Origin of the sequence: Mycobacterium sp. 134 (assembly GCF_048282715.1) — a bacterium.
Taxonomy (GTDB): Bacteria; Actinomycetota; Actinomycetes; order Mycobacteriales; family Mycobacteriaceae; genus Mycobacterium; species Mycobacterium septicum.
Genome location: NZ_JBLVUN010000008.1, coordinates 1,419,482 through 1,433,970, shown reverse-complemented (window position 1 = coordinate 1,433,970; position 14,489 = coordinate 1,419,482). Strand labels below are relative to the sequence as shown.

The window sequence follows — 14,489 nt, the reverse complement described above, 5'->3', positions numbered from 1 at the left end:
GTGCCTGCCGGTTAAGGCTCGATCGTCAACATCCCGCGGCAATCGCCGAGCGTGAGGAGGGACAGCCGGTGTACTGAAACGCCGCGCGGACCCCGATGTCCACGGCATGGTCGGCGAACCGCTCGTAGTACCTGCTCAGCAACGTCACGTCGATCGCGGCCGCGATCCCGTGGCTCCACTGGGGATCCATCACCTTGCCGAACAGGCCGCGGTGCAACGAATCGATCCGGTCGTCGTCGTACCGCAGCTGGTTCGCCCTGACCGGATCACCGGACAGCACGACATCTCTTGCAGCACTGCCGATCTGCACCGCAATGGCAGCCATGTCGGCGAAGACGATGCTGATGTCCAGCGGCACGGCGCGTTGCGGGTGCCGCCGGCGGGCAGCCTCGGCGACGTGTAGTGCCAACGCCCCCATTCGGTCCGCATCGTTGGCATGCTGCATGCTGGTGACAACGGCACGCAGATCAGATGCGACGGGCGACTCCAGGGCCAGCAGACGATAGGCGATGCCCTCGACCTCAGCGGCCTTCGCCGAGATACGTCGGTGATCGCCGATGGCTTCTTCAACTGCCGAAATCTGCGCGCACAGAAGCGCTTCGGTGGCATGACTCATCGCGATCCCAGCCGCGTGACAGAGCATCGCGATGTCCGCGGTGAGGAGATCCAGCTGTCGGTGAAACCCATCTCGCATGTTCCCCACGATAAGAGTCGGGAACGTATAGATGGGCGCCCTGCGGCATCAACGATTCGTAAGTATTCGGCTGGCGCAGGTGCGATGGCCGGCGATGGGACATTACGTTGGCCTCGACCGGTGTTGGTCGCCAAGGGATGTCACACAAGGATCCGAAGATGAGTTGTTCGACCCGGATGAGGAACATCGTCGCGTTCTTCAGAGCCGGCTACCCCGCCGGCATCACCCCTCCCGGGCACATCGCGTTGCTCGCCCTGTGCCCGGCTAGACCTCCATACGGGAACCGATGATGACGGTGCGATCCGGAGGCAGGTTGAAGTACCCTGCCGCATCGGCTGTCACGAGTGAGGTGGCGATGAAAAGTCGCTTGCGCCAAGGGACCATGTTGGGTTCGGTTCCCGGGACGAGATCGAGATGCGACAAGAAGTACGACGCATTGTCGAGATCGATGCCACCTTCGGTTTCCTCGGCGGGTACCAGCTTCAGCGCCGCCGGGACATCCGGCCGTTCCATGTAGCCGGCGTGGATGGTGACGTGCAGGATGCCGTCGTCGCGGTAGCCGAGGTCGTCCACCGATATGCGATTCTCGTCAGACACGCGAGGAACGGGCTCCGTCTCCACCGACGCGATCAGCACGTGTTCGTGCACGACATGGTTGTGGTCGACGTTGGCGCGCATGGCGAGCGGAACCGTGTCGTCGCCGCGATTGAGAAATATTGCCGTTCCGGGGATCCGGGTCAGCGTCGGTCGCTTCTGGGCGATCTCGCTGACGAACGGGCGCAGCGGGCCTTCGATCTCGCGCCGGGATGCGGTCACCACGGCCCTGCCGCGCTGCCACGTGGTCATGACTATGAAGGCGGCGACGGCGATGACGAGCGGCAGCCAGGCTCCGTGCACGAGTTTTGTGAGGTTCGCGGCGAAGAACAACAGGTCGACGGTCAGTAAAGCCCCGCCACCGAGCACCAGTACCCACAGGGGCCACCGCCACTGCTGGCGGGCCAGGTACAGGAACAGCACCGTGGTGATGGTGATGGTGCCGACGACCGCCATGCCGAACGCGTACGCAAGTGCCGCAGAGGATTCGAATGCGAACACCAGCGTGAGCACCGACAACATGAGCATCCAGTTGATCCACGGCACATAGATCTGGCCGATCGTCGACGCCGAGGTGTGGGTGATGCGCAGCCGGGGAAGGTATCCGAGCTGCACCGCCTGCGAGACCACCGAGAACGCGCCGGTGATCACCGCCTGCGACGCGATGACGGTCGCCGCCGTCGCCAACACCACCATCGGGATCTGCGCCCATTCCGGTGTGAGGAGGAAGAACGGTGCGCTCGACTTCGACTCGTCGGCCAGGATCAACGCGCCCTGCCCGAAATAGTTCAACGTGCAGGCCGGCAACACCAGACCCAGCCACCCGATGGTGATGGCGCGCCGCCCGAAATGGCCCATGTCGGCATAGAGCGCCTCCGCGCCGGTCACCGAGAGCACGATCGCGGCGAGTGCGAAGAAGGCGATGTGAAAGTGCCCTGCCAGGAACGTGATTGCGTACGACGGGGAAAGCGCGGCCAGAATTCCGGGGTTGGCGACGATACCGGCGACACCGCATAGGCCGATCGCGGTGAACCACGCGATCATCACCGGCCCGAAGAACCGGCCGACCACGGCTGTGCCCTGGCGTTGGACGAGAAACAACCCGACGATGATCACCGCGGTGATCGGTACCACCCAAACTTCGAGCCCGGGTTCGACGACCTTGAGTCCCTCGACGGCCGACAGCACCGAAATCGCCGGGGTGATCATCGAGTCACCGAAGAACAGTGCCGCCCCGAACAATCCGAGTGCGGCCAGCAGCATCGTGGTGCGCCGGCCACGGGTCCCGCTGCCGCGGCGCAGCAGCGTGATCAACGCCATGATGCCGCCCTCACCGTGGTTGTCGGCGCGCATCACCAGAGTGACGTAGGTCAGGGTGACGATCAGCATCACCGACCAGAAGATCAACGACACAACCCCGTAGACGTTGGCGTCGTTCAGCGGCACGGGGTGTGGATCGGCCGGGTTGAACACCGTCTGCACGGTGTAGATGGGGCTGGTGCCGATGTCGCCGAACACGACACCCAGCGCGCCGATGACGATCGCGGGCCGGAGGGCGTGAGCGGCGCCGTGTGAAGCACCGGCGGTCGCGGACATGGTGGGCACGAAGGTCGACCGTCCTGTCAGAGCTGAGGCGTCACGAGGAATTTCTCGCCGGTGGCCTTCTTCAGGTAGCTGTTGAACGCGTCAGGCTTCAGCAGGCCCGCCAGTGAGACCTCCTGGGTGTAGGTGCTCGCGAAGGTTGTGGTGAGTTCCGCGGCGACGCGGGCGCGCAGCCTGGCGATGGTCTCCGGCCCCGCACCGGCGAGAAATGGCGTCAGCAGCCAGCCGCCCACGCCCCAGGCCATCCCGAAGTTCCGGGTGAGGATGGTGGGGCTGGTGTCGAGGCTGCCGTAGATGTACGCCTGCTTGTGCACGGACGACCCGTATCGGGAGTATTGCGCAGCGGTCGCGCTGGCTGCCTGCTCCATGCCGTTGAGGATCTGGCCGGCCAGCGTGCCGCCGCCGGTGGCGTCGAACGCCAGCGTCGCCGACGTCGCCTTGAGCGCCTCGACGAGATCGGCCTCGAACGACGGGGACGCCGAGTTGCAGACGTGGACCGCCCCCAGCCCGCGCAGTATTTCTTCCTGTTCGGCCTTGCGGACGATGTTGACCAGCGGCACCCCATCGGCGAGGCACGCCTTGACGAGCATCTGACCCAGATTCGACGCCGCCGCCGTGTGCACCAGGGCCGAATGTCCTTCGCGGCGCATGGTTTCCAGCATTCCCAGCGCTGTCAGCGGATTGACGAACGACGATGCGCCTTCCTTCGCCGTGGCCCCGTCGGGCAGCACCAGGCACGCCGCCGCATTGACCACGCGGTACTGCGAGTACATCGCGCCGCCGGCGATCCCGACCGTCTTGCCCACCAGTGCCTGCGCCGCCGGCGACGACCCGGCCGCGACCACGGTGCCCGCGCCCTCGTTGCCGACCGGAAGCGAGTCGCCGATGCGGGCCGACAGACCGGCCAGCGATCCTTCACGCAGCGGTGCGGTGACCACGGGCCGGTCAGCGGTGCCCGTCACCGTCGCTGCCGTCATGTCGGCGACGCTGGGAATCAGCAAACCCAGATCCGACGGATTGACCGGCGAGGCTTCCACCCGGACCACCACTTCGTCCGGGCCCGGGGTTGGAACTTCGACTTCGTTCAGCGACAACTCGAGCGTGCCGTCCGGTGTCACCAGCGACCGCAGTTCCAGGGCAGTCTTGGGCAGTGCTTCGGTCATCCCTGAACACTACGTCTGTGGCGGCGGGCTACGCCCGTTGTTCACTCAGCGGTAGGCGGCCAGACCGTCAGCAAGTTCTTCCTCGTCACCGTCACGGATTGCGTAGAGAGCTTGCTGCAGAGCGAATGTGCCACGGATCGGGGCAATACGGTCAGCGTGTGCGTGGTTTGACCAACTGCCCAGTGCGAGTACTCGAGCCAGGAATTCGGGGCTGTAGCCGGCACTGATCGCTGCGAGGTCTTCGGCCTGGTCGCCGAGGGTTACCTCGTCCCAGTCGAGGACTCCGGAAAGATGCGGCAGGCCATCTCGCCACTCCCACAACACGTTCTCGGCACCGAGGTCGCCGTGGACGACTGCTTGAGTGAGATGGGGAAGGTCGTCGAGTGCTGCGAGTTCTCGCTCGGCCCGCAGGCGCCCGTCGTGGGACATGAGCTGGAACAGCTCCGCGCGTACGCTCTCGGCGAACTGGCGCCATCGGTCTGCCGGGGCCTCAGGGAGCTCTGCTCGTACTGTCTGGTTGGTGCCGGCCCGGGCCAGAGCAGACAGCAATGTGGCGTACTGCCCTGCAACGGCTTCGGCCACCCGGTCATCGTCGAGCGCGTCGTTGTCGAGCGGTTCCCCGGGAATTCTGCTGAGCAGCAGGAACGGCGGCTCGTCGGTGCCGGGTGCGCCGCCCAGGAGGAGAGGCTCGGGGGTGCGGAAACCGAGGTCGAGACTGGCGAGTGTGCGAAGCGAGGTCACCCGCCCGGGCAACCGGTCGGCTGCTGCGCGAGTGCGAGGAAGACACACGACACGATCTGATCCGATGACCACGAGGTGGAATTGCCCTTGCCGTACCGCGAGGTCGTCGGGCTGGTCGCCAGGCAGCAGACGGCTCAACAAAGTGCGATGTGCCGCAACGACGCTCATGCGTCCCATGGTTCCACGCCGCGAACGCTACGAACGTCCACGTGGTGGTCAGCTACACCGAGCAGGTGCCCCCGGTGAACAGCTCGCACGTGGTCCGCACTCCGTTGAACACGCCGGCCGGGATCGCGGAGACGAAGTCGGTCAGGCTGATGGCATGCAGTGACGTGAGATCGGTGGCCCTCTGCGTGCCGATCAGCACCGCCACGGCGTCGCCCCTGGCCGTGGTGATGGTGAACGAATCGTCGCCGTCGCCATACTGCCCCGCGCAATCCGCCCCGGTCTTGCATGCCCCGGTGGCGGGATCGATGTTCTCGTCGAACATGTCGTTGATCCACCCGGCGGACAGCTCCCGGACCGCCAGCGGATTCTGCGGTTGCGGGAATCCGGCGATGAGGTAGGCGGTGGCCTGGATCAGCGGGTTGCCGCCCTGCATCGGGTCCATGTGCACGCCGTCTTTGAGGACGACGCCGGTGAACTGTCCTGGCCGCGCTTCCGTCAGCTGGTCGTTGACGTCGCTGAACACGTTGAGGAAGTTCAGCGGGGCGCCGATCTCGTAGATCGGGATGTAGTCGTTCGGATCGTCGTCGCTCGGGTCGGCGGTCCCGTTCGTCTCCAGCTCATCCAGCCGGTCCATGGCATCGGGGATGATCGATCCCATCGGCACCGCGTCGTAGATCACCACGCCGGCAAGCTCATTGGGGGCGTCCAGGCCTTCGTCACGCCGGCGGCTCAGCCCCTCGGCGTAGTACCCGGCGACCCCGGGGGCGAACCCGCCACCCAGCGAGTGTCCGACGAGGACGAACTGCGTCGGCACGTCGAGGTTCTCGGTGCGGCCGGCCTTCAGCTCGGCGGTGTCCATGCTGGCGTTGAGCGCCGTGCGGTCGGGATCGAGGAACAGCTGCGCGACCGCCTCGTGCAGGTTGTCACCGCCGAGCCACATGCCGTCTTCCTCGAACGGGTTGGACGTGAACGTGGTGGTGACGACGATGCTGTTGGTCGTGTGGGCCAGATACGAGGCGGTGTAGCTGTAGAGCGGTCCGTTCGCCAGGAAACCGTGCTGCAGGTAGATCATCCGGGTCGGCGGCTCGCCGTTCTCGGATGTGGGGAAATACCAGTTGGATTCGACCTCGTGGCCTTGGGAGATCACCAGGGTGGAGGTGCTGACCTCGACGGAGCCACGCAGTTCCGGCGGGACCACCGGGTCTCCGCCGACAGCCCGTTCCAAGGCGGCGACGGTGTCGAACACGACGCCGGTGATGACCGACAGCGGCTTGGGGTAGTTCTGCGGCTCGGGATTGAGTGTCAGCGCGCCGAGGCTGCGGATGACGTCGTGGATCGCTTCGACCGGGTCGTGCTGCTGCGCCGCGGTTGTCGAGGCGAGTCTTTCGAGGCGAGCGTCGGCTTGGTCCTGTGTCGTCGGCTCCGCGGCGTCGCGCAGTGTTCCGATCAGGTTGTCGCGCAGTTCAGTCGCCAGCTTCGGTCTCCACGCCGGAGAACCCGCCCCGTCAAGCGGCCCCGCGAAGGCCGACCGGATGCTGATGGGCGGCCGGACCCGGACCTCAGCCGTGCGTGTCGTCTTCTCGGTGACGCTGCGGGTCGCGTCGTCGACGACGTCGCGGGTGGCATCGCCCACGTCGCGGACGGCTTTTCGGACTTCGCGGACCGAATCGCGTATCGCGGTGCGCGCCTTCGCCGGACCTGTCTTCTTGACCTTCGTGTCGGTCGCCGCGGCGCCGGAGGCTTCCGATTTCGGCTGTTGCTTCGCCGGGCGCGCCTTCCGGTGCTGAGACCGCGGCGCTGAGTCGTTCTGCGTGGCCGACGGCTTTGCGTCCTGCTTGGACGCGCCCCCCTCCTCGGCATTGGCGGTTCCCGCCCCGGCCAGTACGGCCGCCGATACTCCGGCCGTGAACACTCCGGCACCAACCCATGCTGCGACCCGCGTCATTATTCGCCCCCCGTTACATCGAACTCGACCTGTGTCACGCTAGCGGGGACCGGCGGCCCTCCGGACGAGATTCGACGAGATGACGGAACGATCAGGCCAGCGCCGGTGCGAGCTCGCTGCGAGGCACCGTGACCCGCTGCGGTCCGGCTACTTGAGGCCCGACGAGACCTTGAGCGAAGAAGAACGTCAGCGCGTCGTCGGAGATCGCGAACTGCTCGAAGTCCTGCGCCTGCAGGTCATCGACGGCACCGTCGGTCTCGAGTCCGCGTTTGTCCAAGTCGCGCTTGACGATCGGCGCGAGCACTCGCGCCGGGTCGGTGCCCGGTATGAACAGTGAGGCCAGGGTGATCGGGGCCCCCTTGGCCAGGTCGTAGTTCAGCGCGTGAAAGCTGGTGACCGGATGCGCGCCGAAGTCCGAGTTCAGCGCGAACACCAGGCTGCGGGTTCCGGTCTGGGCCGGTCCGGAGTGGTACCCGGTGCCCGAAATGGCCAGCAGGTATGGGAATTCACGCGCCGGGTAGGTGTCGGCTGCATGGTTCCACTCGCTGCGCGTGCCGTCGACGAATTCGGTCACCGCATGCTGGTCGGGATAGTCGACCGGAAAGTCGATGTCGAGTGTGTAGCGGGGTGTGACGGTATGGCTCACGCAGACCCCGTCGTCGACTGCGCCGCCCAGGTCCGTGCACGCTGATTCAGCGTGGGCGGTGATTGACGCGGCCAGCAGCATCGCCGCAGCGCCGAGTACCGGCGCCGCGACGGTGGCGATCTTCATCGGGAGTCCTCGCTAGCTGAGTTCGAGAGTTTCGCGCGATATCCGGAAGAAATGCCCGGTGACGGTGTCGGTGCAAGTCACACCTTCGAGTTGCGCCTCGCACTTGATCGGGCCGGCCCACCGCGTCTGACCGTACGGCAGCGTCGGCATCCCGGTCTCGAAAATGGTGTCACCGTGGCAGTGCACCACTGGGTCGCCGCCCGGCTTCAGGCTGATGCGGTCGCCCCAGTCCAGGTGGCAGTCCGCCGGCTTGGGTGGCGCGGTGTAGGTGTGCTCGCGGATCTCGCAGACAACGCCGTTCTTGCTGTCGGAGTTGCTCGACACCAGGCACCAGATATTGCCCGACGGGGTGACGAACTTGGTGGACGCCGGGCAGGCATGCGCGGTTGCGGGAAGGGCAACGATGGCCGCCGCCGCGGTTACGATCGGGATGAGGTGACGCCGGATTGTGCTCATGGCGTTGAGCATGCTGCGGCCTTCTTGCGGAATCCTCAATGGATTCTTGTGCCGAGTTGGCCCGCGGCGGCGGCCGGTTCCGCGTGGAGGTCCACGCCCCAGGCGATCGCCGCACCACGACGCATGGCGTCGGTATCCCCGCTGGTCAGGTAGGCCCTCTCGGCGACGGGGCCGGTGCGGGCGGCACGGTGGCGTGCCGCGATCGCGGTCGTCAACCGCTGGGCCGGGTCGATCAGCGTGGTGCCCGGCAGCGCGTCGGCAAACCAGTCGCTCACGGCCGGGTAATGGGTGCACGCCAGCACCAGGGCCTGCGCTCCCCTCAGCGGGGCCACGATCCGGCGCAGATCGGCGACGAACCCTGGTGAGCCGGTGCTGCCCGCCTCGATGTGCGCCGACAACGGTTGCGCCACCCGCGACAGCACCTCGCGACCGGGCCGGGCCAGACCGCGCCGGTAGCAGCCACTGGCAATGGTGCGCCGCCCGCCGACGACGCCGACGGTCCCGCGGATCTGGTCTGACACCGACGCCAGGCCGTGGCCGATGATGCCCTCCACCGCAACCGGGGCCCGAGTCAGCCGCGGGGCAACCGTGCTCGCCGCGTTGCAGGCCAGCACCACCTCCGTGGCACCCCTGCGAGCGAGCTCGGCGATCACCGCGGAGAGCCGGGCAGCCAGGTCGGCACTGCGCATCCGGCCATAGGGCGTGACACCGGCATCCGACCAGTACAGCACCGGCAGTCCGGGCACACAGCGGTCCAATTCGCGGACCAGCCCGAGACCGCCGACACCCCAGTCGACGATCCCGAGGCACGGATCCGATGTCATGGGAAGGTGAGCGGGGCCGTGGTCCCCTTGGCCAGCGGACCGGAGTCGAACGCCACCACGCGCTGTGACAGCGTCGCGGTCAGCAGCTGCAGCCCGGTGCCGGGGAACCGGCTGGCGAAATACCAGCGGTACTCATGCTCGGCACGGATCGGGTTGTGCCGCAGCATCTCCCGCCACGCCGGATGGGTGGTCAAAGCGGTCAGATCGGAGGCGAACCCGGGTCTGGTCCAACGGGTGCGCGCGTGATCGAAGGCCGAACGGGCAAGCACCGGGAACTCGCGGACCCGTATCGGGTGCTCCACCATGTCGACCACCCACAGCCTGCCGCCGGGCGCCAGCACCCGGCGGATCTCGGCCATCACCGGATCCCAATCCAGGTATCGGAACGACAGAAAGCAGATCACCACATCGACGTGATCGTCGGGGAGGTCCAGCTCGGGACCGTCGACGGCGGAGTACCGCAGCCGCGGGCGATGCCGGTCACGTTTGCGCGCCCGGGCCAGCATGCCCGACGAGATGTCCACGCCGATACCGGATTCGAGCACGCCATCGTCGTCCAGCGCGCGCAACAATGCCCCACTACCGCAACCTATTTCGAGCACCCGCAGGCCACGCCCGAGTTCGCCCCGGACACGCGCGGCCCGTTCGGACACCCACCGCCACTCCGCGCCGCGCACCCTGATGTCGGCGTAGGCACGGTCGTACAGCCCGGCCACCGGATCATAGGAACCGACGGGTGCGGCGGGATCGGGCAGGCTGCGGACCGGCTGCCGCGCGGCGGCACCCAGGTACTTGCGGGCGGTGCCGAACAGACCGTGCGACTTCCGGCCCGGTGCATCGATCAGGTACAGGTCGGCGCGGGACGCCGGGCGGCGGCCCGCCCAGGAGAATCGGTCCCTACGCGCCGATACCGTGGTGTAGTCGCGGTTACCGAAGGCGGGTACTCCGAAAACGTTCGCGAAGAACGGCGCGAACCAGCGCGCGGTGCGGCAGGCGTGGAAGTACGCCTGGCCGGTGACGGCGAAAGGTATTGCCATCGAGCGCCATTCGTGCGGAGAGAACTGCTCGGGCCAGGCGGTCGACCCGAACATCGGGCCGTACATTCCGGAATGGCTGATGAGATGCAGCTCGTCGATCACGCGACCCGCCTCGGCCAAGCGGGTGAGCTCGGCGACGAAGTCCGCCTTGTGATGCAGGCCCGACACCATGACCTCGGCATCGGGGTGGGCTGCGCTCAGCTCACGCGCCATTGTCGCGGCCGCCACCGCGAACTCCTCTGATCCGCCGCGGTAATGCGTGGTGTGGGCCACCCAGATCACCGGCGCCGCAGTTCTATCGGGCGCGACCTGGGCGAACGGGATGCGTGGGTGCTGCCCGGCCGGAATCCAGGCGCCGTAGTTGCCGACCAACTCCAACATTTCGGACCGGTCCAGATCGAACACCCTCATGCTGGTCGCCGGCGGACTGTAGAAGTGCAGGGTCAAACCACCGTCCAGGCCGGCCATATCGTGGATGACGTCGCTGGTGATGCTCGTGACCGCGCCGGTCAGGTGTTCGGCGCTGCTGGTGACGGTCAATCGTGGACCGTCCCAGCCGAACCGCCGCTCTTCGAACCGGCCCTGCAGGACGATGACGAAACCGCCTGCGCCGCCGTGATCGTGCGGTGCGCAGCGCTGTCCCGGCCGCCACCGGGCCAGCATGATCTCGACGTCGTCGTCGACCCGCAGGATCGTCCGGGAGTAGGGCTCACCGTCATTCGGGTCGGTCGCCTTGCTGGCCAGTGCCGGCTTCGCGCGGGCCACCCGTGCCAACAGTTCGGGTCCGGGGACCTCTCCCCTGACCGCGACGCCGGCCAACACGTCGAGCAGCGAATCCAGTCCGGCAGCATCGTCGTGCCGGGCGGGGAGGTGCGAAATCGTGGTCATGCCGGAACGATGACGCCGACACCTTGCAGGATTCTCAACGGATCCTTGCGGTCGCGCCGCCTGGCGTCACAATGGGATGCGGACCGCGCCGAACACCGGGAAGGCTTGTGATGAGCAGTACTCGTCTCGGGTTCGGCCTGCTGGGTCCGCTGCACGTCACCGTGAACGACGCGCCTGTCGCTCTGGGTACGCCCAAACAGCGTGCGGTGTTGGCATTCCTGCTGATCAACCGTAATCGGGCGATCAGCACCGAATCGCTGATCGACGCTGTCTGGGACGGCGAGCCGGTGCCCGCGGCCCGCGCCACCATCCACACCCACGTGTCCAACCTGCGTCGACTGCTCGGTGGTTCCGAGCAGGAAGCGCATTCGGCACTGGTCAAGGCGGCTCCCGGCTATCGGCTCAACGTGGCCGCCGGCAGTTGCGATCTGGACCGGTTCATCACCGAGAAGGCCGCCGGCCTGAACGCCGCCGCGGCCGGACGTTTCGAGCAGGCCGGCACGCACCTGTCGGCGGCGCTGGCGCAATGGCGTGGAGATGTCCTCGACGATCTCCGCGGATTCAGATTCGCCGACACCTTCGCCGCGGCGCTGGCCGAGGACCACGTGCTGGTGCACACCAGCCGGGCCGAGGCCGAGATCGCCTGCGGCCGGGCCGCGACCGTCATCGCCGACCTCGAAGAACTGGTCGCCCGGCATCCGTACCGAGAGCCCGTGTGGGCTCAGCTGATCACCGCCTACTACGTCGCGGAGCGGCAGTCCGATGCGCTGGCGGCCTACCGGCGGGTCAAAACGGTGCTGGCCGAGGAACTCGGCATCGACCCGGGGCCCACACTCAGCGCACTGCACGCGCGGATCCTGCGTCAGGAGCGGCTGGACACCAGGCAGGCCGCCATGGCCACCGCCGCCCGCACCGTGAGCGCCGGCGGCACGGCCGTCCGCAGGGGTACGACCGTTGCCGCACTGCGCGACGCCGCCGGGCGGCGATACCCGTTGCAGCCGAACGTCACCCGGATCGGGCGGCTGCCCGACAACGACATCGTGCTCGACGATGCCGAGATCAGCCGCCATCACGCGGTGATCATCGACACCGGAAGCAGTTTCGTGATCACCGACCTACAGTCGGCCAACGGTGTACAGGTGCGGCAGGAACGTATCCACCCCAGCGCCACCGTGGGCGACGGGGACCGCATCCGCATCTGCGGTCACGATTTCACCTTCGAACTTCAAAGCGCTGCACCGTGACATCCGGTCGCGACGCCCGGTTGTGGGCCCTGATCGCAGCTTTCGCTGCGATCGCGCTGACCGCGGGGATGATCATCGGGACTCAACTGGGCGGACATCCGAACACCCGGAACTCGGCCCCCTCCACGTCGCTGGCCGCGGAGTTCGACCGGCTGGAACCGGGGTTGCACGCCGTCGCCGGGATCGCACTCAGCGCCGTCGGCCCCGGACAGGATCCAATGTCGTTGGGTCAGTGGCAAAGCGGCCCCGCCTGGTCGACGATCAAGGTGCCGTTGATCATCGCCGCGCTGCGCGAGGAGGTGCCGCCGCAGATCACCGGAGCGATGACCGCCGCCATCACCGAATCCGACAACGCCGCGGCCGAATCGATCTGGGACGGCCTGGGGACACCGGCCGAGGCCGCGAGCAAGGTCGAGGCGGTCCTACGGCAGACCGGTGATCCGACCGTCGTCCAATCGCAGCGCGTGCGGCCGGAGTTCAGTGCATCGGGCCAGACCGACTGGCCGCTGACCGATCAGACGAGGTTCACCTCGGCCGCGGTGTGCGACAAAGAGAATCAACCGGTGTTCGACCTCATGGGCCGAGTCGAACCCGACCAGCGTTGGGGCATCGGCACCGTCGTCGGCAGCCGGTTCAAGGGCGGCTGGGGACCGTCACCGACAGGCGGATATCTGGTCCGTCAGATCGGGGTACTGACCACCCCGGCCGGAATGGTGGCTGTCGCCCTGGCCGCACTGCCCTTCTCGGGGAAGTTCGAGGACGGCACCGCCGCGCTCACCACGATGGCCAACTGGTTGAACGAACGATTGGGAGCCCTGCCTGCGGGGCACTGCTAGGTGCCTACCAGAGGTAGACGCGGGCGTTCTTGCCGCCTGTGCAGGTGATCCAGCTGTCGCCCGGGGACTGCTGACAGTGCATCAGGAAATTGGATCCGTCGCACAAGGCGCCGGGTACCTTGCCGCAGTCCACGGCACCCGGTGCCGACACGGCGCGCGGCAGCGGGCTCGCGTTGCCGTACTCGGCCCAATACGACGTCAACACGCTGTTGGTGAAAAGGCATGACGTTTCGGGTGTTCCGCGCCCGGCACGGCTGCCGAATCCGGTGCCGGTGGTCACCGCGAAGCCGTCGTCGCAGGACTGGTGCAGGCTGCTCTGATCAGGACCGGTGATCAGGGGCGGGACCGGGCCGCCTCCGCGCGCCGGATCCCGCTCCGATGCGGCAGGCGGTGAGTCCCCGGGTTGTCCGGCGTTACTGGCGAGCATGCCGATCACGACCCCGATCCCGCCGAGGATCAAGGCGGCGGCGACCGCGATCACGGTCGGCAACACCCAACCGCGGCCGCGCGACTCGTAATGCGTGGGCTCGGCGGCGGGTTGAGCCGGGATCGGGCCGCTGGCAGGACCGGCAAGAGCCGCCGCGAGGGTCGGCGCCTGGTGCGGCAGGGTCGACGGCGCCGAGCCGGCCTGCAGCGCACGTTGCGCCGCACGCCCCAGTCCGCCTGCGGTCCCGTATCGGTCGTCGGGATCCTTGGCCATCCCCCGTGCCACCACGTCGTCGAACGTCGTCGGCACGGTGGGATTGGTGATGCTGGGCCTCGGCGGCGGCGCCGAGACATGCGCGGCGAGCACACTTTCCAGGTTGTCACTGATGAACGGCGGCTGGCCGGTCAGCGATTCGTACAGCACGCACGCCAGCGAGTACGAGTCGACCGCCGGTGTCACCGCCTGACCGGTGAACCGTTCGGGCGCCATGTAGTTCAGGGTGCCGATGCGAGATCCCGCCGTGGTCAACCGGCTGTCGCCTTGACTCTCGGCGATGCCGAAGTCGACGAGGTAGGCGAAATCGGCCGGGGTGACGATGATGTTCTGCGGCTTGATGTCGCGATGGATCAACCCGGCCGTGTGCGCGGCGTCCAGGGCCGCCGCGATCTGGGTGACGATGGCGACCGCCCGCGCCGGCACGAGCGGACCGTCGGCGATCAGGTCTGCCAGCGTCGTCCCCTGTACCAGCCGCATGTCGATGTACAGGTTGCCGTCGATCTCGCCCCAGTCGTGGATGGGGATGACGTGGGGTTCCTGCAACACGGCGGCCGCATGGGATTCCCGCTGGAATCGGGTGCGAAATGTGGCGTCGCTGGAGTATTGGTCGGCGAGGATCTTCAGGGCCACGACCCGGTTCTTGTCCGAGTCGAAAGCCTCGTAGACCTCCCCCATCCCACCTTTACCGAGCAGGCGCGTGATGGAGTACTTCCCGAACGTCGTACCGACGCGCGAATTCACTACCGTCCCCCTGATCTATCGCGTACAGAGGCAGTATCGCCTCCGAGACCACACCACGCAGATGATTGCCAACCTTCTGGC

At 67.2% G+C, this 14,489-nt stretch carries 12 protein-coding genes; 2 read left to right on the top strand and 10 right to left on the bottom strand.

Translation table 11 applies throughout. The features are described from left to right. Window positions 1–25: 25 nt before the first annotated feature. The 9 genes from ACNQVK_RS11635 to ACNQVK_RS11595 all read right to left on the bottom strand — a co-directional run bounded on the left by ACNQVK_RS11635 (window position 26) and on the right by ACNQVK_RS11595 (window position 10,884). The gene (locus ACNQVK_RS11635; protein WP_418029635.1) at window positions 26–694 is read right to left on the bottom strand and encodes a phosphate signaling complex PhoU family protein; all 669 of its coding nucleotides are present in this window, start codon (window positions 692–694) and stop codon (window positions 26–28) included. A 264-nt stretch (window positions 695–958) separates the two neighbouring features. Beyond that, window positions 959–2,884 (bottom strand): potassium transporter Kup, encoded by a 1,926-nt coding sequence (locus ACNQVK_RS11630; RefSeq protein ID WP_418034124.1) that lies wholly within the window; start codon window positions 2,882–2,884, stop codon window positions 959–961. Window positions 2,885–2,910: 26 nt separating this feature from the next. Beyond that, window positions 2,911–4,053 (bottom strand): zinc-binding dehydrogenase, encoded by a 1,143-nt coding sequence (locus ACNQVK_RS11625; RefSeq protein ID WP_418029634.1) that lies wholly within the window; start codon window positions 4,051–4,053, stop codon window positions 2,911–2,913. A gap of 45 nt (window positions 4,054–4,098) precedes the next feature. After that, window positions 4,099–4,962 carry a viomycin phosphotransferase gene (gene vph, locus ACNQVK_RS11620; protein WP_418029633.1) on the bottom strand — a complete coding sequence of 288 codons (864 nt, stop codon included), beginning with the start codon at window positions 4,960–4,962 and terminating at the stop codon, window positions 4,099–4,101. 52 nt (window positions 4,963–5,014) lie between these two features. Continuing rightward, window positions 5,015–6,907, bottom strand: a complete 1,893-nt coding sequence (locus ACNQVK_RS11615) for a hypothetical protein (protein WP_418029632.1) — start codon at window positions 6,905–6,907, stop codon at window positions 5,015–5,017. Between the two features lie 91 nt (window positions 6,908–6,998). Then, on the bottom strand, window positions 6,999–7,679 hold the full coding sequence (locus ACNQVK_RS11610) for an esterase (protein ID WP_418029631.1): 681 nt from the start codon (window positions 7,677–7,679) through the stop codon (window positions 6,999–7,001). Between the two features lie 12 nt (window positions 7,680–7,691). Next, window positions 7,692–8,135 carry a DUF6636 domain-containing protein gene (locus ACNQVK_RS11605; protein WP_418029630.1) on the bottom strand — a complete coding sequence of 148 codons (444 nt, stop codon included), beginning with the start codon at window positions 8,133–8,135 and terminating at the stop codon, window positions 7,692–7,694. A 35-nt stretch (window positions 8,136–8,170) separates the two neighbouring features. Further along, entirely contained in the window at window positions 8,171–8,959 is a 789-nt protein-coding gene (locus tag ACNQVK_RS11600; protein WP_418029629.1) for a glutamate racemase, read from the bottom strand. Further along, complete coding sequence (locus tag ACNQVK_RS11595) at window positions 8,956–10,884, bottom strand: methyltransferase domain-containing protein (RefSeq protein WP_418029628.1); 1,929 nt, start codon at window positions 10,882–10,884, stop codon at window positions 8,956–8,958. Before ACNQVK_RS11595 ends, ACNQVK_RS11600 begins: the two co-directional genes overlap by 4 nt. A 110-nt stretch (window positions 10,885–10,994) precedes the next feature. Here ACNQVK_RS11595 and ACNQVK_RS11590 point away from each other — a divergent pair, with 110 nt between their 5' ends. Next, a complete protein-coding gene (locus ACNQVK_RS11590) occupies window positions 10,995–12,128 on the top strand; it encodes a BTAD domain-containing putative transcriptional regulator (protein ID WP_418029627.1) in 1,134 nt (377 codons plus the stop codon). Further along, window positions 12,125–12,964, top strand: coding sequence for a hypothetical protein (locus ACNQVK_RS11585; protein WP_418029626.1), 840 nt, complete (start codon window positions 12,125–12,127; stop codon window positions 12,962–12,964). The genes ACNQVK_RS11590 and ACNQVK_RS11585 overlap by 4 nt, the downstream gene beginning before the upstream one ends. Before the next feature lie 4 nt (window positions 12,965–12,968). Here the strand turns inward: ACNQVK_RS11585 and ACNQVK_RS11580 are convergent, their stop codons facing one another. Next, window positions 12,969–14,408: a protein kinase domain-containing protein gene (locus ACNQVK_RS11580; RefSeq protein ID WP_418029625.1), complete on the bottom strand. Its 1,440-nt coding sequence runs from the start codon at window positions 14,406–14,408 to the stop codon at window positions 12,969–12,971. Window positions 14,409–14,489 lie beyond the last annotated feature (81 nt).

Coding starts and splice junctions, on each gene's coding strand:
- ACNQVK_RS11615 (WP_418029632.1), bottom strand. CDS start 6,907: ATGACGCGGGTCGCAGCATGGGTTGGTGCCGGAGTGTTCACGGCCGGA.
- ACNQVK_RS11635 (WP_418029635.1), bottom strand. CDS start 694: ATGCGAGATGGGTTTCACCGACAGCTGGATCTCCTCACCGCGGACATC.
- vph (WP_418029633.1), bottom strand. CDS start 4,962: ATGAGCGTCGTTGCGGCACATCGCACTTTGTTGAGCCGTCTGCTGCCT.
- ACNQVK_RS11625 (WP_418029634.1), bottom strand. CDS start 4,053: ATGACCGAAGCACTGCCCAAGACTGCCCTGGAACTGCGGTCGCTGGTG.
- ACNQVK_RS11605 (WP_418029630.1), bottom strand. CDS start 8,135: ATGAGCACAATCCGGCGTCACCTCATCCCGATCGTAACCGCGGCGGCG.
- ACNQVK_RS11610 (WP_418029631.1), bottom strand. CDS start 7,679: ATGAAGATCGCCACCGTCGCGGCGCCGGTACTCGGCGCTGCGGCGATG.
- ACNQVK_RS11595 (WP_418029628.1), bottom strand. CDS start 10,884: ATGACCACGATTTCGCACCTCCCCGCCCGGCACGACGATGCTGCCGGA.
- ACNQVK_RS11600 (WP_418029629.1), bottom strand. CDS start 8,959: ATGACATCGGATCCGTGCCTCGGGATCGTCGACTGGGGTGTCGGCGGT.
- ACNQVK_RS11590 (WP_418029627.1), top strand. CDS start 10,995: ATGAGCAGTACTCGTCTCGGGTTCGGCCTGCTGGGTCCGCTGCACGTC.
- ACNQVK_RS11630 (WP_418034124.1), bottom strand. CDS start 2,884: ATGTCCGCGACCGCCGGTGCTTCACACGGCGCCGCTCACGCCCTCCGG.